The sequence below is a fragment of the Pseudomonas entomophila genome, from assembly GCF_029193575.1.
Lineage (GTDB): Bacteria > Pseudomonadota > Gammaproteobacteria > Pseudomonadales > Pseudomonadaceae > Aquipseudomonas > Aquipseudomonas entomophila_G.
This window is the reverse complement of the sequence record NZ_JARGCS010000044.1, coordinates 90,930-115,028: the sequence shown is the minus strand read 5'-3', so window position 1 is coordinate 115,028 and position 24,099 is coordinate 90,930. Positions and strand designations below refer to the sequence as shown.

General features: G+C 66.7%; 26 protein-coding genes. 13 read left to right on the top strand and 13 right to left on the bottom strand.

What is annotated here, in order from left to right:
• Positions 1 to 2: 2 nt before the first annotated feature.
• From mauD to P0Y43_RS20660, 6 genes are all read left to right on the top strand, one after another.
• Positions 3 to 620, top strand: coding sequence for a methylamine dehydrogenase accessory protein MauD (gene mauD, locus P0Y43_RS20685; protein ID WP_275639130.1), 618 nt, complete (start codon positions 3 to 5; stop codon positions 618 to 620).
• 16 nt (positions 621 to 636) lie between these two features.
• Positions 637 to 1,158 carry a methylamine dehydrogenase light chain gene (locus tag P0Y43_RS20680; protein WP_275639129.1) on the top strand — a complete coding sequence of 174 codons (522 nt, stop codon included), beginning with the start codon at positions 637 to 639 and terminating at the stop codon, positions 1,156 to 1,158.
• Positions 1,159 to 1,160: 2 nt separating this feature from the next.
• Positions 1,161 to 1,694 carry a cytochrome C gene (locus P0Y43_RS20675; protein WP_345774574.1) on the top strand — a complete coding sequence of 178 codons (534 nt, stop codon included), beginning with the start codon at positions 1,161 to 1,163 and terminating at the stop codon, positions 1,692 to 1,694.
• 387 nt (positions 1,695 to 2,081) lie between these two features.
• Positions 2,082 to 2,996: a transcriptional regulator FeaR gene (gene feaR / locus P0Y43_RS20670; protein WP_275639128.1), complete on the top strand. Its 915-nt coding sequence runs from the start codon at positions 2,082 to 2,084 to the stop codon at positions 2,994 to 2,996.
• 128 nt (positions 2,997 to 3,124) lie between these two features.
• On the top strand, positions 3,125 to 3,520 hold the full coding sequence (locus P0Y43_RS20665) for a c-type cytochrome (RefSeq protein ID WP_275639127.1): 396 nt from the start codon (positions 3,125 to 3,127) through the stop codon (positions 3,518 to 3,520).
• Between the two features lie 189 nt (positions 3,521 to 3,709).
• Positions 3,710 to 5,026, top strand: coding sequence for a hypothetical protein (locus P0Y43_RS20660; RefSeq protein WP_275639126.1), 1,317 nt, complete (start codon positions 3,710 to 3,712; stop codon positions 5,024 to 5,026).
• Positions 5,027 to 5,079: 53 nt separating this feature from the next.
• On the opposite strand, the gene P0Y43_RS20655 is transcribed toward P0Y43_RS20660, so the two are convergent.
• Positions 5,080 to 5,592, bottom strand: coding sequence for a nuclear transport factor 2 family protein (locus P0Y43_RS20655; RefSeq protein ID WP_275639125.1), 513 nt, complete (start codon positions 5,590 to 5,592; stop codon positions 5,080 to 5,082).
• Positions 5,589 to 6,710: an amidase gene (locus P0Y43_RS20650; protein WP_275639124.1), complete on the bottom strand. Its 1,122-nt coding sequence runs from the start codon at positions 6,708 to 6,710 to the stop codon at positions 5,589 to 5,591. The genes P0Y43_RS20655 and P0Y43_RS20650 overlap by 4 nt, the downstream gene beginning before the upstream one ends.
• A gap of 182 nt (positions 6,711 to 6,892) precedes the next feature.
• On the opposite strand from P0Y43_RS20650, the gene P0Y43_RS20645 reads away from it, so the two are divergent.
• Complete coding sequence (locus P0Y43_RS20645; RefSeq protein WP_275639123.1) at positions 6,893 to 7,372, top strand: MarR family winged helix-turn-helix transcriptional regulator; 480 nt, start codon at positions 6,893 to 6,895, stop codon at positions 7,370 to 7,372.
• 130 nt (positions 7,373 to 7,502) lie between these two features.
• On the opposite strand, the gene P0Y43_RS20640 is transcribed toward P0Y43_RS20645, so the two are convergent.
• From P0Y43_RS20640 to iacA, 7 genes are read right to left on the bottom strand one after another with little or no spacing between them, the layout of a single operon-like run.
• Positions 7,503 to 8,000, bottom strand: a complete 498-nt coding sequence (locus P0Y43_RS20640) for a flavin reductase (RefSeq protein WP_275639122.1) — start codon at positions 7,998 to 8,000, stop codon at positions 7,503 to 7,505.
• A gap of 11 nt (positions 8,001 to 8,011) precedes the next feature.
• On the bottom strand, positions 8,012 to 8,971 hold the full coding sequence (locus P0Y43_RS20635; protein WP_275639121.1) for a PDR/VanB family oxidoreductase: 960 nt from the start codon (positions 8,969 to 8,971) through the stop codon (positions 8,012 to 8,014).
• 31 nt (positions 8,972 to 9,002) lie between these two features.
• Positions 9,003 to 9,743 (bottom strand): SDR family NAD(P)-dependent oxidoreductase, encoded by a 741-nt coding sequence (locus P0Y43_RS20630; protein WP_275639218.1) that lies wholly within the window; start codon positions 9,741 to 9,743, stop codon positions 9,003 to 9,005.
• Positions 9,744 to 9,768: 25 nt separating this feature from the next.
• Positions 9,769 to 10,245, bottom strand: a complete 477-nt coding sequence (locus P0Y43_RS20625; RefSeq protein WP_275639120.1) for an aromatic-ring-hydroxylating dioxygenase subunit beta — start codon at positions 10,243 to 10,245, stop codon at positions 9,769 to 9,771.
• A 16-nt stretch (positions 10,246 to 10,261) separates the two neighbouring features.
• On the bottom strand, positions 10,262 to 11,536 hold the full coding sequence (locus P0Y43_RS20620) for an aromatic ring-hydroxylating oxygenase subunit alpha (RefSeq protein ID WP_275639119.1): 1,275 nt from the start codon (positions 11,534 to 11,536) through the stop codon (positions 10,262 to 10,264).
• Between the two features lie 54 nt (positions 11,537 to 11,590).
• Positions 11,591 to 11,953 carry an IacB protein gene (locus P0Y43_RS20615; RefSeq protein WP_275639118.1) on the bottom strand — a complete coding sequence of 121 codons (363 nt, stop codon included), beginning with the start codon at positions 11,951 to 11,953 and terminating at the stop codon, positions 11,591 to 11,593.
• A gap of 17 nt (positions 11,954 to 11,970) precedes the next feature.
• Complete coding sequence (gene iacA, locus P0Y43_RS20610; RefSeq protein ID WP_275639117.1) at positions 11,971 to 13,140, bottom strand: indole-3-acetate monooxygenase; 1,170 nt, start codon at positions 13,138 to 13,140, stop codon at positions 11,971 to 11,973.
• Positions 13,141 to 13,185: 45 nt separating this feature from the next.
• Here iacA and P0Y43_RS20605 point away from each other — a divergent pair, with 45 nt between their 5' ends.
• Positions 13,186 to 13,431 (top strand): hypothetical protein, encoded by a 246-nt coding sequence (locus P0Y43_RS20605; RefSeq protein WP_275639116.1) that lies wholly within the window; start codon positions 13,186 to 13,188, stop codon positions 13,429 to 13,431.
• A 290-nt stretch (positions 13,432 to 13,721) separates the two neighbouring features.
• On the opposite strand, the gene catA is transcribed toward P0Y43_RS20605, so the two are convergent.
• The 3 genes from catA to P0Y43_RS20590 are packed head-to-tail and all read right to left on the bottom strand — an operon-like array spanning position 13,722 to position 16,149.
• A complete protein-coding gene (gene catA, locus P0Y43_RS20600; RefSeq protein WP_275639115.1) occupies positions 13,722 to 14,657 on the bottom strand; it encodes a catechol 1,2-dioxygenase in 936 nt (311 codons plus the stop codon).
• Between the two features lie 52 nt (positions 14,658 to 14,709).
• A complete protein-coding gene (gene catC / locus P0Y43_RS20595; protein WP_275639114.1) occupies positions 14,710 to 15,000 on the bottom strand; it encodes a muconolactone Delta-isomerase in 291 nt (96 codons plus the stop codon).
• 27 nt (positions 15,001 to 15,027) lie between these two features.
• Positions 15,028 to 16,149 (bottom strand): muconate cycloisomerase family protein, encoded by a 1,122-nt coding sequence (locus P0Y43_RS20590; protein ID WP_275639113.1) that lies wholly within the window; start codon positions 16,147 to 16,149, stop codon positions 15,028 to 15,030.
• 103 nt (positions 16,150 to 16,252) lie between these two features.
• On the opposite strand from P0Y43_RS20590, the gene P0Y43_RS20585 reads away from it, so the two are divergent.
• Positions 16,253 to 17,155, top strand: a complete 903-nt coding sequence (locus P0Y43_RS20585) for a LysR family transcriptional regulator (protein ID WP_275639112.1) — start codon at positions 16,253 to 16,255, stop codon at positions 17,153 to 17,155.
• Here P0Y43_RS20585 and P0Y43_RS20580 read toward each other — a convergent pair.
• Positions 17,115 to 18,005 (bottom strand): LysR family transcriptional regulator, encoded by an 891-nt coding sequence (locus P0Y43_RS20580; RefSeq protein WP_275639111.1) that lies wholly within the window; start codon positions 18,003 to 18,005, stop codon positions 17,115 to 17,117. The two genes, P0Y43_RS20585 and P0Y43_RS20580, sit on opposite strands and share 41 nt — an antisense overlap.
• Positions 18,006 to 18,143: 138 nt before the next feature.
• Here P0Y43_RS20580 and P0Y43_RS20575 point away from each other — a divergent pair, with 138 nt between their 5' ends.
• The 4 genes from P0Y43_RS20575 to P0Y43_RS20560 all read left to right on the top strand — a co-directional run bounded on the left by P0Y43_RS20575 (position 18,144) and on the right by P0Y43_RS20560 (position 23,993).
• Positions 18,144 to 18,875 carry an SDR family oxidoreductase gene (locus P0Y43_RS20575; protein WP_275639110.1) on the top strand — a complete coding sequence of 244 codons (732 nt, stop codon included), beginning with the start codon at positions 18,144 to 18,146 and terminating at the stop codon, positions 18,873 to 18,875.
• Between the two features lie 16 nt (positions 18,876 to 18,891).
• Entirely contained in the window at positions 18,892 to 19,380 is a 489-nt protein-coding gene (locus tag P0Y43_RS20570; protein ID WP_275639109.1) for a DUF1097 domain-containing protein, read from the top strand.
• Positions 19,381 to 19,436: 56 nt separating this feature from the next.
• On the top strand, positions 19,437 to 20,327 hold the full coding sequence (locus P0Y43_RS20565; RefSeq protein WP_275639108.1) for an SDR family oxidoreductase: 891 nt from the start codon (positions 19,437 to 19,439) through the stop codon (positions 20,325 to 20,327).
• A gap of 816 nt (positions 20,328 to 21,143) precedes the next feature.
• The gene (locus tag P0Y43_RS20560; RefSeq protein ID WP_275639107.1) at positions 21,144 to 23,993 is read left to right on the top strand and encodes an ATP-binding protein; all 2,850 of its coding nucleotides are present in this window, start codon (positions 21,144 to 21,146) and stop codon (positions 23,991 to 23,993) included.
• Positions 23,994 to 24,099 lie beyond the last annotated feature (106 nt).

Here is a 24,099-nt window from a genome sequence, read left to right as displayed (position 1 = left end):
CCATGGAACTGCTCATCGCTTCGAACGTACTGCTGTGGCTGCTGCTGATCGGCCTGGCCTTCACCGTCATGGCGCTGGTGCGCCAGATCGGCGTACTGCACGGGCGCATCGCCCCGGCCGGCGCACTGATGGTCGACAAGGGCATCGCGGTCAACGACCCAGCCCCGCAGGTCACCGCCGCCGACCGTCATGGCCGCCCGGTGAACATTGGCTACCAGGGCGAGCGCGCCCAGTTGCTGTTCTTCCTCGCCCCCGGCTGCCCGGTGTGCAAGTCGCTGCTGCCGGCGGTGCGCTCGATCGCCCGTGACAACCAGGGCGCGCTCGACGTGGTCTACGTCAGCGACGGCGACCTGGCCGAGCAACAGGCGCTGATCGAAGCCAACGACCTGCACAAGGCCACCTACGTGGTCGGCCCGGAAATCGGCATGACCTACCAGATCGGCAAGCTGCCCTACGCCGTGCTGATCGACAAGGCCGGGGTGCTGCGCGCCAAGGGCCTGGTCAACTCCCGCGAGCACCTCGACAGCCTGTTCGAGACCCAGCACCTGGGCAGCGCCAGCCTGCAGCAGTACCTGCACGGCGACGGCCAGCACGCCCATCACCACCACGCACCGCACTGATCGCCGGAGCCCGAACATGAAGTTTCTCGACAAGCTCTTCGAACGCTCCACCCGCCATGTCGCCGACACCACCTCGCGGCGCAAGCTCCTGGCGCGCCTGGGCTCGCTGATGGTGGCCGGCGCCGCGCTGCCGGTGCTGCTGCCGATCGACCGCACCGCCAAGGCCCTGGCCGCCGAACAACCGAAGATGGGCGACCCGGGCGACCCGACCAGCTGCGACTACTGGCGCAACTGCTCGATCGACGGGTTCCTGTGCTCGTGCTGCGGCGGCTCGATCACCTCGTGTCCACCCGGCACCGACGTGTCGCTGGTGACCTGGATCGGCACTTGCCGCAACCCGGCGGATGGCAAGAACTACATCATTTCCTACAACGACTGCTGCGGTAAGCACGCCTGCGGCCAGTGTGCCTGCTCGCGCAACGACGACGAGCAGCCGCTGTACCGGCCGTTCAACAACAACGACATCAACTGGTGCCTGGGCGCGGAGTCGAAGATCTACAACTGCACCGTCACCATCATCCGCGGCGTGGCGGTGTAGCCGTGGCCTGGCGCAGCGGTTGGTTGGCGCTGGCGTGCCTGGTCTGCCTGGCGGCATACCCGCCCGTGCACGCCCGCACCCTGCCCAACCCCAACCAGCGCCCGGCCCCGGGCAACGAAGTGCCGCCCCCGCCGATCGCCGCGGCAGGCTATTCAACACCGGTGAACTACCAGTTGCAGTGCGCCGGCTGCCACCTCGATCACGGCCAAGGCTCGGCGGCCAACGACACCCCGCGCATGGCCGGTTTCGTCGGCAACTTCCTCAAGGTGCCGGGGGGGCGTGAGTTCCTGGTGCGGGTGCCGGGTATTTCGCAGTCGGCGTTGAGCGACGGGCAGATCGCCGATCTGCTCAACTGGCTGCTGGCGCCAGGGGGCATGGCGGGGGCGAGCACCCCGGCGCGCTGGGCGCCCTATACCCGCGAGGAGGTGGCGCGCGTGCGTGGGCAGAGCATGCTCAACCTGCCGGATGTGCGGGCGGGGTTGATTGGCGAAATGAAAGCGCAAGGGATTGCCATCGAGGATGGCATGACGCGGTAACCGGGCGGCTTGGCTGCCCCATGGATTGCAAGGCCATTGCCGCATGCTTGTCATGCGGCTTTTTTTTGCCTGGGGGTTTTGGGCTGGGTTTGCCCCGCGATAGGGCCGGCACAACCACAACACTGTTTCGCAAACACGCACCAAACACGAAAACGCTACCTTTCGGAGCATTTTTCAGAAAGAAAACCCTATTCAAAAAACACGAAATGCGGCCATAACTTAAATTTTTATCTATATATTTCAGTTATTTGATACAAATCCGAGATACAAACCCTCAAGACCAGGCGCGCATTTTGCTTGAAATTTCAAGTGAATATGGGTGCATATCGCACCCCTCCCAAGAATCGCCCAAGCGATCGTGTTCCCGTCTTCCCGTGCGAGGCCTCCATGAACAGCGCAACCCGCGTCGCCGACGACCAGTTCCAGGTCTGGATGCACCAGGTCAACGAGGCCTGCGGCCACTTCAGCGGCCGCAGGCTCGACCCCCGCTTCGCCGGCCAGCTGGACAAGCGCCAGACCGGCGGCATCTCCTTGAGCATCGTGCAGATGAGCCAGGTCAACCTGTTCCGCAACCGCAAGGAAATCCAGGCGGGGGATGCCGACAACTACTACGCCGTGCTGCAACTGTCGGGCACTTCGCGCATCGAGCACCAGGACGCGCGCCTCGAACTGCAACCCGGCGACCTCACCCTGATCGACGCCTGCCGCCCGCTGGACATGCACTTCCACGGGCAGTCGCGGCAACTGTCGATGATCCTCCCGCGCCAACTGGTCGACAGTGGCACCCGTGGCATCGCCGTGGAATGCGCCCAGCGCATCTGCGCGCAATCGCCGCTGGCGCAGTTGGCCGGGCGGATGATGCTCGATGCCAGCCAGATGCCCGAGCTGGCCCAGCACGAAGGCCAGGCGGTGCTCGATGCGCTGGTCAGCCTGCTGCGCCCGGCCATCGCCCGCGAACGCCTGCCCGGCAGCCACGAACGCCTGTTGCGCAAGGCCCTGGCGCTGATCGACCAACACATCGCGCACGAGCACCTGACCCCAGACTTCATCGCCCGCGAAGTGGGCATCTCGATGCGCAGCCTGTACCGCATCTTCGCCAAGCGCGACCTGGTGATCGCCCAGTACATCCGTAACCGGCGCCTGGACTTCTGCGCCGAAAGCCTGCGCAACCCGGCCATGGACCTGAAAGTGTCGTCGCTGGGGTATTCCTGGGGCTTTTCCGATTCGAGCTACTTCAGCACCGCGTTCAAGGGGCGCTTCGGCATGACGCCGGGCGAATACCGCAAACACCACGTGGCCTGACAAGCCCAGCAAAAACGCTGGCAGGCAGAACAAAACGCCGGGGCGGACGCGGCGGCACAATCGCAGGCCTGAACAATAACAAACGCCAGCCGTCGCGCTGGTCGTGCCTTGATCGGGAACCCTGAACGATGTCCACCGTAGTCCGTAGCCTCCCCTTCGTGTTGGCCGCCCTGGCCCTGTCTTCCCCCCTCTCGGCGCTGGCCGCCGAATGCCCGGCGCCGCAACGCCAGCAAGGCGAGCAGGTGTTCGCCCGGGATTGCGCGGCGTGCCATTCGGCGCAGGCCAGCGGGCCGGCGTTGATGGGGCCGAACCTGCACGGCGTGATCGGCCGCGTGCCGGGGAGCGTGGCAGGGGCCAATTATTCCCAGGCAATGAAGGCCCAGCAGGCGGCGTGGACGGCGCAGACCGTCGAGGCGTTCATCGAGCACCCGCAGGTGGCGGTGCCGGGGACCTACATGCCCTATGCCGGGATGCCGAATGCGCAGGAGCGCCAGGCGGTGAGCTGCTTCCTGGCCGGGGGGTGATGCCGCCTGTTCGGGCCTCATCGCGATCCGACTTGCCCCGCGATGAGGCCCGAACAGACACCGCCCCCCTCCTGGCACACCGAAAAAACGTTCTGGCAACCAGCACAAAAGCCCCGCGCAAGGCTTGCTGCATGATCGGGTCGATGCCCTCGAGGTGTCTGCCACGCCAACAACAATGGATGCCAAACCATGCGCAAGCTCCCCCACCTCACCCTTGCCGCGCTACTCGCCGCGGCGTCGGCCCATAGCGCCGCTTATCAGCTCTACAGCGATGACCAGCGCCACCTGGACGCCAACCTCGAAGCCGTGTTCGGCCTGTTCCACAGCCGCGAGCGCTACGCCATGGCCCACGACACCGCCGGCTCGTCGTCCTGGCGCGAGGGCTACGTGAAATACGGCCTGAGCGCCAGCCAGCGCCTGGGCGGCGCAGGCGAGCTGTCCGGCGCCTTCGCCCTGCTCAGCTCCGGCACCTGGGGCGACGGCGATGCCGCCGGTTTCAGCGATGGCTCCGAACGCACCACCAAGATCGAGGACGCCTACCTGGGCTGGAAATCCGCCAACCTGTTCCCGGCCCTGGGCGAGGACGGCATCGAGGCCTCCTTCGGCAAGCAGATGGTCACCGTCGGCGATGGCTTCCTGATTCAGGGCGACTCGCTGAACATGGGCCGGGGCCTGGCCGACGGCGAGTTCAACCGGGGCGGCGGCTACTACCTGGCCGCGCGCAAGAGCTTCGACCGCACCGCGATCCTGCGCCTGGGCGGCAAGCAGGGCTGGCGTGGCGACCTGATGTGGCTGGAGTCGGACAACCGCGCCCAGGCCCGCACCCACCTGCAGGTGGCCACCCTGGAACACGTCGCCGACGCCGGCACCGTGGGCCTGACCTACATCAAGACCGACGACGTCGACGAGGCCTACGCCTCGCCACAGCAGCTCGAACGCGAAGGCATGAAGACCTACAGCCTGCGCGCCCAGGGCAACGCCGGGGTCGAGAACCTGTTCCTCTCCGGCGAGTTCGCCCGCCAGGACAAGCCCGACGCGGCCACCGAGAACGCCTGGTACCTGGAGGCCGGCTGGACCTTCGCCGACCTGCCCTGGCAGCCGAACCTCAGCTACCGCTTCAGCCGCTTCTCGGAAAACTACGACCCGCTGTTCTACGGCCAGAGCCGCGGCATCGGCACCTGGTTCCAGGGCGAGGTGGCGGGCAACTATGCCGGGCCGTTCAACAGCAATACCCGGGTGAACAAGGTGGGGCTGACGGTGACGCCGCTGGAGAACCTGACACTGGGCGCGCAGTGGTTCGACTTCCACACCCTGGACCGTGACCGGGGCAATGCCGATGGACAGGAACTGAACCTGTATGCGGAATGGGCGGTGAGCGAGCACCTGGTGGTGGTGCCGTTGGTGGGGTTGTACAAACCGGAGCGCAGCGCCGAGGAAGGTGGGTTCCAGCTGGGCAACGACCGCAGCAACCTCTACAGCCAGTTGCTGTTCATCACCACCTTCTGAAGCGGGGCACATCCCCTAGGGCGGGCTTGCCCCGCTCAGGGGATGTACTGGTTTCAGCGGCCGGGCACCGGCAGCGCCGCGTCGCTGTTCCAGCCGCTCACCGGCCGGCTGAACAGGTTCTCGGTGGTGAAGTGCGCCATGCGCCACTGCCCCTCCTCCAACGCGAACGCCACCCGCAACTGCGCCGCGTTCAAGTGCGAGGCGCCGCTGGCGAAGGTGCTGGTCTGCAGCATCACCCACTGCCCCTGCCCCCGCTCGCCGTCCACCTCGATCACTTCACTGGTGAGGAAATGCACGTTCAGCGCGAAGTGCGCCGGCGGCTTCATGTAGGTGGCGAACATCTCGCGGATCGCCGCGCGCCCCCGGTAGCCGCCGAAGCTGTTGGCGTACTTGGCGCCCTTGCCCTCCCACACCGCCTCGCGGGTGAACAACCCGGCCAGCTCGTCGAGCGGGGTGTCGGCATCGAGCCGGTCGCACAGGGCCATGTAGCGGTTGATGCACACGCGAATCGCCTGCTGGTTCTCGAAGGCCTGCACGCGCGTGCGCAGTTCGGCGAGCTCGCTCATGCGCCACCTCGCTGCACGTTCAGCAGCAGGCGCTCGGCGATGGCCAGCAGCTTTTCGTCCGCGCCTTTGGCGCCAACCAGTTGCAGGCCCACCGGCAGGCCGGCCTCACTGCCCAGGGGGATGCTCAGCGCCGGGTGCCCGGAGAGGTTGAACGGGCGCACCAGCGAGGTCATGCCCAGCACCGCGCGGGTGTCGGCGGCGTCTTCCAGGCGCAGTGGGAAGTCGGGCATGGTCGGCAGCGCCAGCACGTCGAAGGTCGCCAGGGCCTGGTCGACTTCAGCGGTGAAGCGCTCGCGCACCGCTTCGGCCTCGGCCAGGGCGGCGTCGGTGGTCTGCCCGGCAGCGGCGAGGCGCCCGGCGATGTCGGCGCCGACCTTGCCGGTCGCCAACAGGTGGCCACAGGCGGCGTGGGTCTCGCGGTTGATCACCACCATGCCGGCCTCGTAGGCCGCGCCGAAGTGCTGCAGCTCGACATTGCCCAACGGCAGGCCACTGGCCGCCAGGGTGGCGTGCACGACCTTGTGGATCGCCGCCTCGGCGGTCACCCGCAACACGCCGATGCGGGCACTGCCCGGCACCTGCGCGGCAACGAAGCTCGGGTCGATCATACCCATGGCGCGCACCAGCATCGGCAGGCTGGCGGCGAACGGGCCGACGCAGTCGAGGCTGGTGCGGGCCGGCATCACCCCGGCGCGGCTGACCCGGCCAAAGGTCGGCTTGAGGCCGAACACGCCGCAGCAACAGGCAGGCACACGCACCGAGCCGCCGGTGTCGGTGCCCAGGGTGAAATCGGCCAGGCCCGCGGCCACCGCCGCGGCCGAGCCGCTGGACGAGCCACCAGGAATGCGTCCAGGGTAGCGCGGGTTGGGCGCGGTGCCGGTGTAGCGGTTGATGCCGGTGGTGCCGAAGGCCAGCTCGTGCAGGCTGACCTTGCCGGTCAGGCGCGCGCCGGCCTTGAGCAGCAGGCGCACCACCTCGGCGTGCTGGTTGGCCAGCGGCGCGTCTTCCAGCGCCTGGCTGGAGGCGCGGGTGGCGCTGCCGGCGACGTCGATGGTGTCCTTGACCATGACCCGTGGGCCAGTGCCGCCCAGGTCGAGGGTTTCAACGATGATGGTCATGCCAGGTCTGCTCCCTTAGGATGCGACGCCGTCCACGGCGTCGTTGGTAAGTTGATACATCAACTGAATATTCCCGTAATATGTCGGGCTTCGGCGGGGTACTCATCGCCTGTAGCAGCGGGCTGGCCCCGCGATGAAACCACCACCGCATCCCGACGAACTCCAACCCTGTCAGTGAATCGATGAGTCAACCGAAGAAGAAAAGCCACAGTCATCACGACCCCGCCAGCGACGATTTCCGCAAGGAGGACTTTCCCTTCTACTGGCTGGCCCGTGTGCACGGACGCTACACCCAGAACATGGAACGGCTGCTGAAGAAGGTCGACCTCGACGTGCCGCGCTGGCGGGTGCTGTGGATCCTCAACGAGAACGGCGAGTCGAGCATTTCGGAAATCTCCACTCACGCCATCGCCAAGCTCTCCACCATCACCAAGATCGTCTACCGCATGAAGGAAGACGGCCTGGTCGAGACCGCCACCAGTGCCGAGGACGGCCGGGTGACCCAGGTGCGCATCACCGAGGAAGGGCTGCACACCATCGAACGCATGCAGGACGTCACCCGCGAACTGTTCCAGCGTAGCTTCAAAGGGCTGACCGAGGCGCAGGTGCAGCGGCTGAACCGCATGCTCGAAGTGGTGTTCCACAACCTCGAGAGTTTCTGAGCCGCCTGGGCCGTTGTGCGGCCCGATCGCGGGGCAAGCCCGCGCCCACAGGTGCACAGCCATCCGCAAGGGCAGCGCTGTCACTATGGGAACGGGCTCGCCCCGCGATTGGGGCGCACAGCGCCCCCGCTCAACACGCCTTCGACGCCTCGCTCACCCGGTGATACGCCCGGTTGAAATACACCAGCCCATCGTCCGCGCCACCCTGGCGAATCCCCTGCACCTCACAGTAGAAGATGCTGTGCGAACCCACCTCGTGCACTTGGGCGATCCGGCAGTCGAAGTTCACCAGCGCCTCCTGCATCACCGGCGCGCCGCTTTCCAGCACGCTCCAGTGGGTGGTGGCGAAGCGCTCTTCCATGCTCATCGTCTTGTTGGCGAACGCCCCCGACAGCGCCTGGTGCGTGCCCGCCAGCACGTTCACGCACAACGCACCGTTGGCCTTGAACTGCGCATTGGAATGCGAGGCGCGGTTCATGCACACCAGCAGGGTGGGCGGCGAGTCGGTCACGCTGCACACCGCCGAGGCGGTGAAACCGAAGCGGCCGGCAGGGCCATCGGTGGTGATCACCGAAACGGCGCCGCCGAGCATGGCCATTGCGTTGCGAAAACTGCTTATGTCGACCATGGTCGCTCTCCTCAGATGTCCAGCACGAGTTTCTTGGAACGGGCCCGCGAGCAGCACACCAGGATCTGGTCGTTGGCGGCCTTCTCTTCGTCGGTCAGGTACACGTCACGGTGGTCCGGCTCGCCTTCGAGCACCTCGCACAGGCAGGTGCCGCACACCCCCTGCTCGCAGGAGATGTCGATCTTGATGCCGACCTGCGCCAGGGCCTCCAGGATGGTCTGGCCCTCGGCGACCTGCACGGTCTTGTTGCTGCGTGCGGCGACCACTTCGAAGCTGTCGCCCGAGGCGTCCACCTCGACCTGGAAGTACTCCTTGTGGATGTGGTCTTCGGCATAGCCTTGGCCACGCGCGCCGGCGATCACCCAATCCATGAAGCCCGACGGGCCGCAGGTGTACATATGGGTGCCCGCGTCAGCCTCACCGAGCACGGCGGCGAGGTCCAGGCGCTGGGCCGGGTCTTCGTCGTCGAAGTGGGTGCGCACCTTGTCGGCGAAGGGCGCATCGCCCAGCTCCTTGAGGAACGCGCTGCGGCTGCGCGAGCGGCCGCAGTAGTGCAGTTCGAACTCGGCGCCGCGCTGGTGCAGGGCGTGGGCCATGGCGATCATCGGGGTGATGCCGATGCCGCCGCCCAGCAGGATCGAACGGCGTGCCGAAGGCTCCAGTGGGAACAGGTTGCGCGGCGCGCTGATCTGCACCTCGCGGCCTTCCAGCAGGGTCTCGTGCACGCCGACCGAGCCGCCGCGCGAGGCCGGGTCCTTGAGCACGCCCAGGCGGTACACCCGGGCGTCGGCGGGGTCGCTGCACAGCGAGTACTGGCGCACCAGCCCCGGGGCGATGTGGATGTCCACGTGCGCGCCGGCCTCGAAGCCAGGCAGCGCCGCGCCATCGGTGCGCGCCAGGTCCAGCACGACCACACCGTCGCCCTGCAACTCGCGCTTGCGCACCACTACGTTCAACAATTGTTCATTCATGGCCGGTGTCCCGTGGTTCGCCAATGGAGGTTCAACGCATGAACAGCCCGCCGTTCACGTCCCAGGTCGCCCCGGTGGTGAAGTAGGCTTCGGGCCGCGCCAGTTGCACGATCAAGTCGCCGAGGAAATCCGCATCCCCCAGGCGCTGTACCGGAATGTTCGCCAGCAGCCCCGGCAGGCGCTCGGCCGGCACGGCGGCATGCACCGCCGGCGAGTCGATCGGCCCAGGGGCGATGGCGTTGACGGTGACGCCGCGGCTGGCGAATTCCTTGGCGAAGATCTTGGTCAGGGTGACGATGGCGCCCTTGCTCGCGGCATAGTGCGCACCGGTGGCGGTGCCGCCGTTCTGCCCGGCCAGCGAGGCCAGGTTGATGATCCGTCCGTAGCCGGCCTCGGCCAGGTAGGCGCCGAGCACCTGGCAGCCGAGGAACACGCTGCGCAGGTTCAGGCCGACCACCGCGTCGAACTCCTCGGGGCTGATCTGCATCAGCGGCGTGGTCTTGGTGACGGCGGCATTGTTGACCACCACGTGCAGCGCGCCGAAGTGCGCCAGCACCTGGGCCAGGGCCTGCTCGAAGTCGGCCTTGCTGCCAACGTCGAGCCTGACCGCCAGCACCCGCCCGCCCTGCCCTTGCAACTGCTCGGCACAGGCCTGGGCCTGGGCCAGGTCGCGGTCCGAGACCACCACGTCGAAGCCGGCGGCCAGCAGGCGCGCGCAGAAGCGCTGCCCCAACCCTTGGCCGGCGCCAGTGACCAGTGCAACCTGGTTCATCAGGGCTTGGTTCATCGCGGCGCCCTCAGAGGATGTAGCCGATACCGGCGAGGGTATCGTCGCTGTTGATCAGGCTGATCAGCTTGCGCTGGATCTTGAAGCCGCCGTCATCGCGCAGCAGCGTGTAGGTCAGGTCGGCGCTGTAGTGCTTGAGGCTTTCCTTGCGGAACTCGCGCAGGTTCTGCGCGCAGCGCACGGTGACGGTGCCGCCGTCGTCGGCCAGCACGCGAATCCGCGAAATCGTGCGCACGGTGCGCGGCTGCGGGCTGGTGGAGATCGACTCGCCGCCGATCAGCCGCTGCACGCGCAACTGGCGCATGTGGTGGTCGTCGTAGGCGTAGTTCAGGGTGTTCTCGTAGTCGGTGGCCTTGGGGTCGATAGGGATGATGTAGGTGCCCTTCTCGCTCCACAGGTTCAGCCAGGCGTCGAACTCGCCGTGGTCGAGCATGTCGCCCTCCTGCCAGATGAAGGCGGTGACTTCTTGCAGCAATTGCAGGTTCATGAGGGTTCTCCAGGGCTCAGGCCGACATCATCTTTTTCCACTGCTGGTACGCCGCGCGCATGCCGGTTTCGGCACTCACGTCGGAGACCAGCCCGTCCGCGCTCGGCTGCTCGCCGGGCAGGCCGCGGTTGAGCATGATCCACAGCTCCTCGCCGGCCTTGGCGCCCTTCTGCACGCGCTCCCAGGCTTCGGAGTCGTCCGGCGTGCCGAAGCCCATCGGGCCTTGGAAGTGCTCGTGCAGGCGCAGGCGGTAGCGGTTGGCCACGGCCGGGCCGCCGTCCATGGTGATCACCGCGTGGTGGATCTCGGTCTCGTTCACCGAGATCGGTTGCAGCACGCGGAAGAACGCCATCGAGCAGGCGACATTGGGGAACAGGTTGAGGTTGAAGCCCGAGCCGCCGACCGCCCGCACGATGCGCCGCACCTGCTGCTCGTCGATGCCTTCGTCGCGCAGTTCGGCGGCCAGGCCCTCGAAGCGCTCGGGGATGGGTTTGTCCAGGTCGGCTTCCAGGTCCACCAGCTCGGGGATCATCACCATCACGCTGTGGCCGTTGCCCAGGTCCTCGACGTAGCCGGGGCCCTTGACGAAGTCGAACAGCTCCAGGGTCTGCTCGTCCACCGACGACAGGAACGACTTGTGCACCAGCGGGAAGTGGTAGGCGTCGGTGGTGTTCTCCAGCTGGATCTTCCAGTTGCCGGGGAAGCGGAAGCGGTGCTCGCCGGGCACTTTCACGCCGTAGCCGGCGCCTTGCTTCATGAACAGGTCGATCCACTTCTTGGCCGCGCCGAGGAAGTCTTCCAGCGGCTCGATGTCGTCCTTGAAGGTGGCGAAGATCATCCCGGCGTAGCTTTCCACGCGCAGGCTGACCAGCGGCAGCTCGGACTTGTCCAGGCAGTCGCCGTAGCTCTCCGGGTGCGGAATGCCACGCAGCGAGCCGTCCAGGGCGTAGCCCCAGCCGTGGTACGGGCAGACGAAGCTGTTGGTCTTGCCCTTCTTGTGCTCGCACACCGTGGCGCCACGGTGGCGGCAGCGGTTGAGCAGCACGTGCACGTCCTTCTTGCGGTCGCGCACCACGATCACCGGCTGCTTGCCGATGTAGGTGGTCTTGTAGCTGCCCGACTCGGGGATCTCGCTCTCGTGGGCGACCCAGATCCAGGTGCTGTGGAAGATCTTCTCCAGCTCGGCGTCGAACAGCGCCGGGTCGGTGTACAGGGAGGTGTGGACGCGGTCGGTTTGCACCAGGTCGGCGGGGTCGACCGCCAGGTTGACGGCGGGAATCAGGTTGCTCACGGAAGGCTCCTTGCCAGCGTCAGGGCTGGCAGTGCTGTTGTTCTGTGGGAGGGTTCAGCTGCGCTGGATGATCAGTTCGCGGCCGACCCGCGCCTCGACCTTGGCGTAGCGCCAGAGCTTGTACGGGCCCTCGCCCACCGCGGTGGTGCGGAACAGGTTGCAGGCGGCGTGCACGGTCTCGATGTCGGGCACGTCGGCCAGCAGGTAGGTGGTCCAGGGGAAACCGTCGGAGGGGCCGACCATGCTCTGGTCGTCATCCATGTTGCCCAGCACGCGCACACCCGCCAGGTCGTGGATGCCGTTCCACATCGCGCTGAAAGCGGCCCATACCTGCAGTTGCTCTTCGCGCGGGGCGTCGAAGAAGTTCTGGTTGATGCCCATGCAGAACAGCACGCGCAAGGTTTTCTTATCGCTCATGAGAAAGGTCCCGAAAGTTACAGGTAGCCCGGCAGGGGCTGTTTGCCGAAGAACATCGCCCCGGCGTTCTGGTAGGTGACGTCACCCATGAAGGCGTGCTGGGTGACCACCTGGGCGTCGTTGACGCAACGCGCCAGGGGGCTGTCGTTGTAGATGCCGGTCATGCCCGAGAGCATCTGCGCCGAACGCGCCACCTCGGCGGCGACGCGCGCGGCGTGGGTCGAGGACAGGCGCAGCAGGTTGGTGGCTTCGACCGGCACCGGGTCGCCGGCCAGCACATGGCCCCAGGCACGCTCGATCGACTCGTAGAAGAACGCCCGCGCCGCCCGCAGCGCCGCCTCGGACTTGGCCACGTCGACCTGGGCCAGCGGCCGGTCGGCCAGGGCCGGGGCGCCGGTCACCGAGATACGCCCGCTGGCCATGCCCGACAGCTCGTCCAGCGCCGCGCGCGCCACCCCCAGGCCGACCACCGAGAGCACCTGGGTGGCGAACGACAGCGACGGGTAGCGGAAGAACGGCTCGTCGAGGTTGGGCTGGCCGCCGCGGATGAAGGTCCACTCCTCGCCGACCACCACATCCTCGACCACCAGGTCGTGGCTGCCGGTGCCGAGCAGGCCGACGGTGTCCCAGGTTTCCTCTATGCGTGCGCGCTCGCGGGGGATCACCGCCAGGCGCGGCAGGTCGAGCTTGTCGCCGTTGCGCGGGGCGATGCCGACGCCGACGATGTCAGCGCCCATCGAGCCGCTGGAGTACTTCCAACGGCCATTGATGCGAAAGCCGCCGGGCACCACTTCGGCCGGCTGCGGCGGGAAGATGCCACCGGCGAACACGGTGTCGGGGTTGTTGCGGTACAGCTGGGTGATGGTGTCCAGCGGCAGGGCCGCCAGGTACACCGGGCTCATGCCGAAACTCGCCACCCAGCCGGCGGAGCCGTCGGCATGGGAGATGCGCTCGACCATTTCGCAGAACTCGGCGGGCGAGCATTCCAAGCCGCCGAAGCGCTTGGGTACCAGCGCACGGTAGACACCGTGGGCCTTGAAGGCGTCGATCACGTCACGGGAGATATGGCGCTGGCGATCGAACTCACCCAGGCGGGCCCGATCACGAATTCCATCAAGCAGGGCCTCGAAGGCTGGGCCGGAGGCAAGCGCGCACGCGGGGGCGGCGCTCAGGCGAAGCGAGTCCATGGAGTTTCTCCGTCTACGGGTACGGGTTGGCACAGGGTGGCAGGGGTGAACGACGTCACCGGGAAGCGGTGGCACAGTGGCGCGCCTGGGGTTAGGCAGGCGCCGGCCACTCGCGCTGGGAGCGGGATAGACGGCATGGCATTGACCTTTGTTGTTGTGTTGCCGATGGGGGAAATTTGGGATTATTTACGTGAATTGTCAATTAATTTTTCACGCGAAAAATCCACAAAAAATCGACATGCCAAGGTCATTTTTATTGGTAGTAATCTGTTATTTAAGGAGTTTTTTTGATTTTTTAGGCGTGGGAATTTTTTCTGTTTTTCCAGAAAAAATTTTGGAATGGTAGAAAAATCACGCATCGTCGGTGGGATTGATGCCCCGCGTCAGGGCCGGCAGGCACGCCACGCAGGCAATTTCCCCCACAGGCGCCCTCGCTGCGCGCGAGGACTGCGAGGTATTTTGTGGGAGCGGGCTTGCCCCGCGATGGCCCCCACCCCGCTACGCACAAACGAAAAAACCCAGGCCACCCCCGCACGGGATGACCCAGGCAAAAACCACTTTATGCGTGTTCGCTAAGCCGATCAGGCGTCCTGCAAGGCACGCGGACGCTGGCTGCGATCCTCGGCACCCGGTGCCTTGGCCGCCTGCAGCTGGAAGTCGAACGTCAGCTCGGCGAACGCCTCGCCCTGCACGCCACGCGCCTGCACCGCCGCCGCATCGCTGACGAAACGCACATCACCCACCAAGCCATCGCGGGTGGCATAGGCGAAGTCGTCCCACAGGTATTTGTCGCCCGACAGGTTGATCTGCGTGGTCAGGTGCCGGTACCCCGGCGCCGAGATGAAGAAGTGGATGTGCGCCGGGCGCTGGCCATGGCGGCCCAGCAGGTTCAGCGCTTCCTGGGTGGTGCCGGTGGGCGGGCAACCGTAGCCGCTCGGCACGATGCTGCGGGCACGGTAGCGGCCCTCGGCGTCGGTGATGATACGGCGGCGCAGGTTGTAGTCCGACTGGGTGGTGTCGAAGTACGAATAGGTGCCGTTGGTGTTGGCGTGCCACAGGTCGACCGTGGCGCCGGCCAGCGGCTTGCCGTCGGTGTCGAACACCTGGCCATCGAGGAACATCACCGTGCCCGGGTCGGTGCCATCGTCCATCCGCGCTTCGCCTTCGGACAGCGGCGCGCCAGCCACGTACAGCGGGCCTTCGATGGTGCGCGGGGTGCCGCCAGTGAGGCCGGCCTGCTCGTCGCGGGCGTCCTGCAGCAGGTCAAGGAAGTGCTCGATGCCCAGGCCCGCCACCAGCAACCCGGCCTCCTGGTTCGAGCCCATGCGGTTGAGGTAGTCCACCGCCTTCCAGAATTCGTCGTCGGTGATCTCGAGGTCTTCGATCAAGCGCGCGGCATCGTTGAGAATGCGCAGCACGATCTGCTTGAACCTCGGGCTGCCCTGGTCGTTGCCGACCCCGGCCACTTCCTTGAAGAAGGCTTGTACATCGGCAGTCTGGGAAATCTTCACGGTCATTTCGCTTACCTCGAATTGTTCTTGTCAGGTACTCATCGTTACACAGTGCAGCTCAACGGTCGTCGTCGCGGATCGACGAAGGGTGGCGGCACAGCCCGTCGATCTCAATCTCCATGTACGGGAACAACGGCAGCTGCATCAGGGTATCGTGCAGCGCCTCGACGCTAGGCAGGTCGAACACGCTGTAGTTGGCATAGTGCCCGGCGATGCGCCACAGGTGGCGCCAGCTGCCTTCGCGTTGCAGGCGCTGGGCCAGTTCCTTCTCGTCGGCCTTCAGTTGCGCGGCCTTGGCCGGGTCCATGTCGACCGGCAATTTCACGGTCATCTTCACGTGGAACAGCATGGTGGCTCTCCTTGAGTGGCAGTCGGTTCAGCGGCGGGCGAAGCGCGCCAGGCGGGTTTCGTCCAGCTCCAGGCCCAGGCCCGGGGTGCGCGGCACGTGCAGTTGGAAATCGCGGTACTGCGGCGGCTGGCTGACGATCTCCTCGGTCAGCAGCAGCGGGCCGAACAGCTCGGTGCCCCAGGTCAGCTGGCGCAGGGTGACGAAGGCATGGGCCGAAGCCAGGGTGCCGATGGCACCTTCGAGCATGGTCCCGCCGTACAGGGCGATGCCAGCGGCCTCGGCGATCTGCGCGGTGCGCAGCACGGCGCGGGGGCCGCCGTTCTTGGCGATTTTCAGGGCGAAGATGCTGGCGGCACCGTCGGCGGCCAGGCTGAAGGCGTCCTCGACGCTCTCGATCGACTCGTCGGCCATGATCGGCGCCGGGCTGCGCTGGTTCAAGCGCACTTGGCCGCCACGGTTGATGCGCGAGATCGGCTGCTCGATCAGGTCGATGCCGTTGTCGCCCAGCACCTGGCAAGCGCGGATCGCCTGGGACTCGTCCCAGTACTGGTTGACGTCGACCCGCACGCTGGCGCGTTCGCCCAGCTCACGCTTGATCGCCACCACGTGCTTGAGGTCTTGCTCCAGCGGGTTGGCGCCGATCTTCAGCTTGAACAGGCGGTGGCGGCGGATCTCCAGCATGTGCTCGGCTTCGGCGATGTCGCGGGCGGTGTCGCCGCTGGCCAGGGTCCAGGCCACTTCCAGGCTGTCGCGCACGCGCCCGCCGAGCAGCTCGCTCACCGGCAGGCCCAGGCGCTTGCCCTGGGCGTCGAGCAGCGCGCTTTCGATGCCCGACTTGGCGAAGGTGTTGCCCTTGGCGATCTTGTCCAACTTGAGCATGGCCGCGTTGATGTTGTCGGCCGGCAGGCCGATCAGCGCCGGCGCCAGGTGCGCGTCGATGTTGGCCTTGATGCCTTCGGGGCTTTCATAGCCGTAGGCCAGGCCACCGATGGTGGTGGCCTCGCCGATACCCTCGACGCCGTCGCTGCAACGCAGGCGCAGAATCACCAGCGTCTGCTGCTGCATGGTGTGCATCGCCAGCTTGTGCGGGCGGATGGTCGGCAGGTCGACGATAAACGTCTCCAGGCGCTCGATCAGGGCATTGCTCATCGGTCGGTACATCCCGTGGGTTCACTTATGCAACCAAGGATTGCGCGATCGCCGTCGGCCGGTCCAATATCAAATGAATCTCCCACCATACCCTGGAGGTCTGATGGAACTCCGTCACCTGCGCTACTTCAAGGTGCTCGCCGAAACCTTGAATTTCACCCGCGCCGCCGAGCTGCTGCACATGGCCCAACCGCCGTTGAGCCGGCAGATCAGCCAGCTGGAAGACCAGCTCGGCACCCTGCTGGTGCTGCGCGAACGCCCGTTGCGCCTGACCGAGGCCGGGCGCTTCTTCTACGAGCAGACCTGTACCGTATTGCGCCAGTTGGAGCAGATCAGCGACAACACCCGGCGCATCGGCCAGGGCCAGCGCCAGTGGCTGGGTATCGGCTTCGCCCCGTCGACCCTTTATGGCGTGCTGCCTGCGTTGATTCGCGAGCTGCGCCGCGACGCCGAGCTGCAACTGGGGCTGAACGAGATGACCACGGTGCAGCAGGTCGAGGCGCTCAAGAGCGGGCGTATCGACATCGCCTTCGGGCGCATCCGCATCGAGGATGCGGCCATCGTCCAACAGGTGCTGTACGAAGACCCACTGGTGGCCGTGCTGCCCGCAGGCCACCCGCTGGCCGGCACGGCACTGGCCCTGGAACAACTGGCCGACGAGCCGTTCGTGCTGTACCCCGCCAACCCACGCCCAAGCTATGCCGACCATATCCTCGCGCTGTTCGCCCACCATGGCCTGAGCGTGCGCGTCAGCCAGTGGACCAACGAACTGCAGACCGCGCTGGGCCTGGTCGCCGCCGGCCTGGGCGTGACCCTGGCGCCGGCCTCGGTGCAGCAGCAGCATCGCCCGGACATCGCCTACGCGGACGTGCGCGACCCCGGCGCGGTCAGCCCGATCATCCTCAGCCGCCGCCTGGGCGACCTGAGCCCGAGGGTGCAACGCTGCCTGGGGTTGATCGAAACGCTCAGCGCGTGCGTGCCAGGCACTCGGCCAGCCACTGGGTGAACACCCGCACCCGCGCCGACAGCTGGCGACTCTGCGGGTACACCACCGACACCGGCATTGCCGGCGGCGGCGTGTGCTGCAATACCGCACGCAAGCGCCCACTGGCCAGTTCTTCGGCGATGCGGTAGCGCGGCACCTGCACCAGCCCCAGCCCTGACAGCGCGGCGCCGGTGTAGAGGTCGGCGCCGGTCACCGAGACCTTGGCCTGCAACTGGCGTTCGACCACCTCGCGGCCCACCTGGAAGTCCAGGCCCAGGGCACGACCGGTGGCGCTGGACATATAGGCCACGGCGAAGTGCCGGTCGAGGTCGTCGAGGCTGGCAGGGGTCCCGTACTGCGCGAGGTAGGCGGGGCTGGCCACGGTCACCTGCTCGAGGCTGGCGATCTGTCGGGCGATCAGCGACGAGTCCTGCAGGGCGCCGGCGCGCAGCACGCAGTCCACGCCCTCGCGGACCAGGTCGACGAGGCGGTCGTCCTCGCCGATGTGCAGGGTGATGTCCGGGTAGCGGGCCAGGAACTCGCCCAGCGCCGGGACCACGAAATAGCGCGCCAGGGTGCCTTGCAGGTTGACCCGCAGCAGGCCCTTGGGCGGCGCGTTGCGAAAGGCGCTTTCGGTTTCCTCGAGGTCGCTGAGCAGGCGCACGCAGCGCTGGTAGTAGGCCTCGCCGTCGTGGGTCGGGCGTACGTGACGGGTAGTGCGCTCGAGCAGGCGCACGCCCAGGCGCTGCTCCAGGCGCTTGATCAGGTTGGTGACCGTGGCGCGGGGGATCTGCAGGTCCTCCGCGGCCTGGGAGAAGCTACGGCGGTCGGCGATGCGCACGAACACCTGCATTTCCTGGAAGCGATCCATGGGGTTTCCTATGTGAAGGGGGCTGCGGAGCGGCAACTATTAACGCAAATGAAACATTGATTGCAATTTACCCCTAATTATCTCAACCAACGAACAGTACACACTCCTTCCACCACCCCTCACCCGAAGGAGCCCACCATGACCACTCCCGTAGCCTTGATCACCGGCGCCTCACGCGGCATCGGCGCCGCCATCGCCCGCCGCCTCTCCCGCGACGGCTTCGCCGTGGCCATCAACTACGCCAACAACCATACCGAAGCCGAGGCGCTGGTCGCCGAGCTGACCCAGGCCGGTGGCAAGGCCATCGCGCTCAAGGCCGACGTCGCCAGCGCCGGCCAGGTGCAAACCCTGTTCACCACCGTCGAACGGCAACTGGGCCGCATCGATGTGCTGGTCAACAACGCCGGCATGCTCAAGGCCACCCCACTGGCCCAGACCAGCGACGAGCTCTACGCACAGAACTTCGCCATCAATACCCAGGGCGTATTCAACACCCTGCGCGCCGCCGCCACCGCGCTGAACGACGGCGGGCGGATCATCAACCTGTCGAGCACCACCCTGGCCCTGAACCTCCCCGGCTACGCCATCTACAACGGCACCAAGGCGGCGGTGGAAGCCTTCACCCGGGTGTTCGCCAAGGAGCTGCGCGGCCGGCGCATCACCGTCAACGCCGTGGCCCCCGGCCCGGTGGCCACCGAGCTGTTCCTCAACGGCAAGACCGAGGAGCAGGTGCAGGCCTTCGCCAAGATGCCGCCCCTGGAGCGCCTCGGCCAGCCAGACGACATCGCCGGTGTGGTGGCCTTCCTCGCCGGCCCCGACAGCGGCTGGGTCAACGGCCAGGTGCTGCGCGCCAACGGCGGCGTGGCTTGATAGAGGAGTTGCCAAGATGAGCCATTCATCCGCCTCGCCCCGCGCCTACCTCGCCATCACCCTGGTGGCCGCCGTCACCGCCGCGCTGGCCTCGGCCAGCGCCCTGGCCCTGGGCGTGCCAGTGTGGGCCATGTTCATCGGCTGGATCGCCTTCTTCAGCCGTGGCCTGACCACCCGTTCGACCCTGGAGAACCTTGGCTGCGTGTGGCTGGGCCTGACCCTTGGCGCAGTGGCCGCCAGTGTCATCGGCCTGCTCGCCCCGACCCTCGGGCCACTGTTGGCGGTGCCGCTGGTGGTGTTCACGGTCGCGGTGCTGGTGGTGGGCCTGCGCGGCCTGCCGGTGCTGAACAACCTGCTGGGCTACTTCCTCGGCCTGGTGGCGTGGTTCGCCGCACACCTGGAGCCCTCGCTGGAAAGCCTCGCCCACCTGGCCGGCGCCGGCACCCTCGGCTCGGCCGCCGGCTGGGTCTCGCACCACGTGCCCAAGCGTTTCCTCACGGCCTGAAGCCCAGGCCCGCAGCGCGGGCCTGCCCTTCCCTGAGCTGATCGGAGAGTATCGTCATGCCTGATGTCATCCTCATCACCGGTGCGTCTTCGGGCTTCGGCCTGATGACCGCCAAGGCCCTGGCCCAAGCCGGCCACTGCGTCTATGCCTCGATGCGCGACACCACTGGGCGCAACGCCGCCCGGGTCGAGGAAGTGGCCCACTGGGCCCGGGAACACGGCGCCGACCTGCGCACCGTCGAGCTGGACGTGCAGTCGCAGCCTTCCAACGACGCCGCCCTCGGCCAGGTGCTGGCCGAGGCCGGGCGCCTGGACGTGCTGGTGCACAACGCCGGACACATGGTGTTCGGCCCCACCGAGGCGTTCACCCCGGAGCAACTGATGCAGCAGTACGACGTCAACGTGCTCGGCACCCAGCGGGTCAACCGCGCCGCGCTGCCGCACCTGCGCCAGCAGGGCAAGGGTTTGCTGGTGTGGGTGGGCTCGTCGTCGACCCGTGGCGGTACTCCGCCGTTCCTGGCGCCGTACTTCGCAGCCAAGGCGGCGATGGATGCGCTGGCGGTGTCGTATTCCACCGAGCTGTCGCGCTGGGGCATCGAGACCACGATCATGGTGCCGGGGGCCTTTACCCAAGGGACCAACCACTTCGCCCATGCCGGCGCGCCAGCAGATAGCGAAGTGGCCGCGGCGTACCTGAACGGGCCTTATGCCGGGGTCGCCGAACAGGCGCTCCAGGGCCTGGCGCAGCTGGAGCCGGCCGATGCCGACCCGGCGCAGGTCGCACGGGAGATCGTGCGCGTGGTGGGGCTGCCCCATGGCCAGCGGCCGTTCCGGGTGCACGTGGACCCGTCACAGGATGGCGCCGAGGTGGTCAATGCGGTGGCTGACCGCATGCGCCGGGAGATCTACCGGGCGATGCAACTGGCCGACCTGTTGTCGCCACGGTGACGGCGCGTAGCGGCCTTATCGCGGGCTTGCCCCGCGATAAGGGCCAGTCGGTGCCCCTGGCGGATTACCGCCACCCCACCCACACCACTAACATCCGCAAACAATCGAGCAATTACTCCAATAACCGCTTTCACCCAACAATCACGGGCACATGAACTTCCGCCGATAAAAATCGGGCGAAGAACATACGCTTCCAAGTTGTTGTTTTCTGCTACAGCCACTCACTTCTGAGATCCCTGTCACAAACCCCGCAATGGCGGTTTGTCGCCACGAAATAAACCCTCTCGCGCAGTATCTAACAGCACTCACCGGCCCCCCGAGACCCGGCAACGGCGAAATACCGCCAGGCCGCCAGACGTGCATTAGACCATGACCCTGCAAGCCACGAACGCCGCCCCCCCGCAGCCTCCCCCAAGGCCACTCTGGCAACACTTGGACAGCCACCACCGCGTTACGCATTCGGCTTTCCGAACACCCCCACCCGCGCGCAGTCGGAAACCCGAACAAAACATCCCTGAAGTTATATCGTCATCAACTTCCTCGAAAGTTCTACACCGCCCATTTCCTAGATGAAGTTATATCCATGGCACGATACTTGCCCGCGCTTTTGCCCCACCCGCCTCGACCGGACACTTATTGTGCACAACATGAATATGTGATGACGGCGGGCATGGCATATAGCTATCCATTATCGAGAGACCGCGAAACCAAGACAGAAACTATTACTCCGGATAATGCCGTTTTTCTGTACATGTGAACCATAAAAAGGCGAGCCCCCTGATCGCCAATAACTAACTAATTCATAAAGGTTTAATCATGCGCCTCAACAGAACCCAGCCCGGAAAGATAGTCACCCTGGATGCCCTGGACACGCCTGACCCGGAAAACGCCCTCTGCTTCGGCCCCTTCGTGCTCTACCCCCAGCAGCAACTGCTGTTCAAGCATGGCGAGCCGGTGCACCTGGGCAGCCGCGCCCTGCAACTGCTGGTGACCCTGGCCAGCCGCAGCGGCGAGTTGCTGGAAAAGAACGAACTGCTGGCGCTGGTGTGGCCCAAGGTCGTCGTTGAGGAGTGCAACCTGCGCGCGCAGATGACCACCCTGCGCCGGGTGCTGGGCGATGAGGGCGACTTCACCCACATCGTCACCGTGCCCGGTCGCGGCTACCGCTTCGTCGCCCCCGTGAGCGTGCGCGAAGCCAGCGTGCAAGCCATCGCCCCTGCCAAGGTCGAGACCTGCCTGCCCTGCCCGGCCACCAGCGTCCTCGGCCGCGAGCAGGCCTTGCGAACCCTGGCCGAGGAGCTGCGCGAACGCCGCCTGGTGACCCTCACCGGCAGCCCTGGCATCGGCAAGACCAGCCTGGCGCTGGCCCTGGCCAATACCCTGGCCACGCACTTCCCCCAGGGCCGCACCTTCGTCGACCTCGGTAGCGACAGCGCCCCGGTGGCCCAACAGGTCGCCACGGCCCTGGGCCTGGCGCCGGGCAACGATGCCCTGCCCACGCTGGCCGAAGCCCTGGGCAATGCCCCGCACCTGTTGATGCTCGACAACTGCTGCCACGCCCTGGAAGACACCGCCCGCGTCGTCGAGGCCCTGCTGCGCCAGGCACCGGGTTGCCACGTGCTGGTCACCAGCCGCGAACCGCTGCACGCCGAAGGCGAATTCATCCGCGCCGTGGCGCCCTTGCCGGTCGGCGCAAACGATCACCTGCTGAGTGCGACCGACGCCCAGGCCAGCCCCGCCGTGCAACTGCTGGTGCAACGCGCCGCCATGCTGGACAGCGACTTCACCTTCAGCGACGCCGACGTGCCAGCCGCCGTGGCCATCTGTCGCAAGCTCGACGGCAACCCGCTGGCCATCGAGATCGCCGCCTGCCACGTGCGCGCCTTCGGCCTGGCCTACCTGGTGGAGCTGCTCGACGGCGGCTTCCGTCTGCAGATGACTGGCCGACGCACTGCCCAACCCCGTCACCGCACCCTGGACGCCGCACTGGACGTCAGCCACGCCCTGCTCTGCGCCAAGGAACAGACCATGCTGCGCCAGCTGTCGATCTTCAGCGGCGCCTTCACCCTGGCCGCGGCCAAGGCCGTGGTCGACGTGTGCCCCGGCCAGTACCAGGACTCCGCCTGGCTGCTGGAAAGCCTGCTCGACAAATCGCTGCTGGAGGCCAGCACCGGCGCGCAGGTCAAGCGCTACCGCTTGCCGCATACCGTGCGCCTGTACGCCGCGCACAAGCTCGACCAGCACCAGGAAACCCGCGCCACCGCCCAGCGCCACGCTGCCTACACGCTGAGCGAGCAGCACCGCGCCACGCAAGACCTCGAACGCATGGGCACCGACGCCTGGCTGGCCCTCCACGGCCCGGCCATCGACTGCGTGCGCAGCGCCTTGAGCTGGTGCTTCGGTGACCAGGGCGACCCGACCCTCGGCGTCGACCTGGTGCTGGCCAGCGTACCGTTGTGGCTGCGCCTGTCGCTGATCGACGAATGCCACCGCTGGGTCGACAGCGGCCTGCACTTCGCCGCCGTCAGCACCCGCCAGCGCATGCTGCTGAACACCATCGCGGCCAGCGTCATGGCCCTGACCCACGGCGCCGGGCCAGCCATCCGCCAGGCCTGGCAGCAGGTCATCGACGACGCCCAGGCGCTCGGCGACAGCGAACACGAACTGCGCGGCCTGTGGGGCCTGTGGCACGACCACTGCTGCTGCAACCAGCACCCCCAGGCGCTGGCGCTGGCCGACCGCTACGTGCACCTCAGCGAACGCACCAACCGCCTCGAACGGCGCCTGCTGGGCCGGCGCATGCGCGCCACGCCGCTGTTCCACATGGCCAAGCTGGAAGGCGCGCGCCAGGCCATCAGCGAAGCCCTGAGCTTCCCGCTGATGCCGCCGGCCCACGTGATCGACAGCCACTTCGACCAAGGCATCGCCGCCCGTTCGCTGAAGGCGCAGATCCAGCTACTGCAAGGCCAGGTCGGCCAGGCGCTGCTCACCCTCGAAGCCAACGTCGACGCCGCCATGGCCCTGCACCACCCGGCCAGCCTGTGGTACAGCCTGAGCCTGAGCGCCATCCCGATCACCCTGCTGGTCGGCCATGAAAAGCGCAGCCGCGAATTCCTCACCCGCCTCAAAGACAGCCTCGGCGAGCAGGACCTGCCGGTATGGCGCCTGTTCGTGCGCTGCTTCGAGCACATTCTGCTGATTCGCCAAGGCGCCGCCGCGGAAGGCGTGCGCGGCCTTGGCGAGGCCCTCGACCAGTTGCACGCCATCGGCGACAGCCCGCTGTACAGCCTGGTGCGCAGCGAATACGCGCAGGGCCTGGCCATGCTGGGCCTGGATCAACTGGCAGTGGAGATCATCGAGCAGACCCTGGCCATCACCGAGGCCCGCGAAGAACACTGGTTCCGCCCCGAGTTGCTGCGCATCAAGGCCCAGTTGCTGATTCGCCCCGACAAGCCCGCGCAACGCGACCAGGCCATGGCCCTGCTCAACCTGGCGATGAACGAGGCCAATGCCCAGGGCGCGCGGTTCTGGGCCGGGCGCATCGCCGCCAACCTTTCGCAACTGGCCAACGAGCCCGTGCCAGAGCTGCTCAAGCGCAGCAGCCAACCCTGGGACCAGCGCCGCCAGGAACGGCTGATCAACAACACACAAGCTTCACACACGTGAAACCTTGTTGAAACTTGCCAAGGTTTCGCGGTTCACCGGGTAAGGTCGCCTACGATCGAGGTTCCATGAACCTCGATAGCGGCCGCGCAGCGTGCCTGTCGGGCGA

Excerpts from the sequence above, each read along its gene's own strand:
- mauD (WP_275639130.1), top strand. The coding sequence starts at position 3 with ATGGAACTGCTCATCGCTTCGAACGTACTGCTGTGGCTGCTGCTGATC.
- P0Y43_RS20680 (WP_275639129.1), top strand. The coding sequence starts at position 637 with ATGAAGTTTCTCGACAAGCTCTTCGAACGCTCCACCCGCCATGTCGCC.
- feaR (WP_275639128.1), top strand. The coding sequence starts at position 2,082 with ATGAACAGCGCAACCCGCGTCGCCGACGACCAGTTCCAGGTCTGGATG.
- P0Y43_RS20665 (WP_275639127.1), top strand. The coding sequence starts at position 3,125 with ATGTCCACCGTAGTCCGTAGCCTCCCCTTCGTGTTGGCCGCCCTGGCC.
- P0Y43_RS20660 (WP_275639126.1), top strand. The coding sequence starts at position 3,710 with ATGCGCAAGCTCCCCCACCTCACCCTTGCCGCGCTACTCGCCGCGGCG.
- P0Y43_RS20655 (WP_275639125.1), bottom strand. The coding sequence starts at position 5,592 with ATGAGCGAGCTCGCCGAACTGCGCACGCGCGTGCAGGCCTTCGAGAAC.
- P0Y43_RS20650 (WP_275639124.1), bottom strand. The coding sequence starts at position 6,710 with ATGACCATCATCGTTGAAACCCTCGACCTGGGCGGCACTGGCCCACGG.
- P0Y43_RS20645 (WP_275639123.1), top strand. The coding sequence starts at position 6,893 with ATGAGTCAACCGAAGAAGAAAAGCCACAGTCATCACGACCCCGCCAGC.
- P0Y43_RS20640 (WP_275639122.1), bottom strand. The coding sequence starts at position 8,000 with ATGGTCGACATAAGCAGTTTTCGCAACGCAATGGCCATGCTCGGCGGC.
- P0Y43_RS20635 (WP_275639121.1), bottom strand. The coding sequence starts at position 8,971 with ATGAATGAACAATTGTTGAACGTAGTGGTGCGCAAGCGCGAGTTGCAG.
- P0Y43_RS20630 (WP_275639218.1), bottom strand. The coding sequence starts at position 9,743 with ATGAACCAGGTTGCACTGGTCACTGGCGCCGGCCAAGGGTTGGGGCAG.
- P0Y43_RS20625 (WP_275639120.1), bottom strand. The coding sequence starts at position 10,245 with ATGAACCTGCAATTGCTGCAAGAAGTCACCGCCTTCATCTGGCAGGAG.
- P0Y43_RS20615 (WP_275639118.1), bottom strand. The coding sequence starts at position 11,953 with ATGAGCGATAAGAAAACCTTGCGCGTGCTGTTCTGCATGGGCATCAAC.
- iacA (WP_275639117.1), bottom strand. The coding sequence starts at position 13,140 with ATGGACTCGCTTCGCCTGAGCGCCGCCCCCGCGTGCGCGCTTGCCTCC.
- catA (WP_275639115.1), bottom strand. The coding sequence starts at position 14,657 with ATGACCGTGAAGATTTCCCAGACTGCCGATGTACAAGCCTTCTTCAAG.
- catC (WP_275639114.1), bottom strand. The coding sequence starts at position 15,000 with ATGCTGTTCCACGTGAAGATGACCGTGAAATTGCCGGTCGACATGGAC.
- P0Y43_RS20590 (WP_275639113.1), bottom strand. The coding sequence starts at position 16,149 with ATGAGCAATGCCCTGATCGAGCGCCTGGAGACGTTTATCGTCGACCTG.
- P0Y43_RS20585 (WP_275639112.1), top strand. The coding sequence starts at position 16,253 with ATGGAACTCCGTCACCTGCGCTACTTCAAGGTGCTCGCCGAAACCTTG.
- P0Y43_RS20580 (WP_275639111.1), bottom strand. The coding sequence starts at position 18,005 with ATGGATCGCTTCCAGGAAATGCAGGTGTTCGTGCGCATCGCCGACCGC.
- P0Y43_RS20575 (WP_275639110.1), top strand. The coding sequence starts at position 18,144 with ATGACCACTCCCGTAGCCTTGATCACCGGCGCCTCACGCGGCATCGGC.
- P0Y43_RS20570 (WP_275639109.1), top strand. The coding sequence starts at position 18,892 with ATGAGCCATTCATCCGCCTCGCCCCGCGCCTACCTCGCCATCACCCTG.
- P0Y43_RS20565 (WP_275639108.1), top strand. The coding sequence starts at position 19,437 with ATGCCTGATGTCATCCTCATCACCGGTGCGTCTTCGGGCTTCGGCCTG.
- P0Y43_RS20560 (WP_275639107.1), top strand. The coding sequence starts at position 21,144 with ATGCGCCTCAACAGAACCCAGCCCGGAAAGATAGTCACCCTGGATGCC.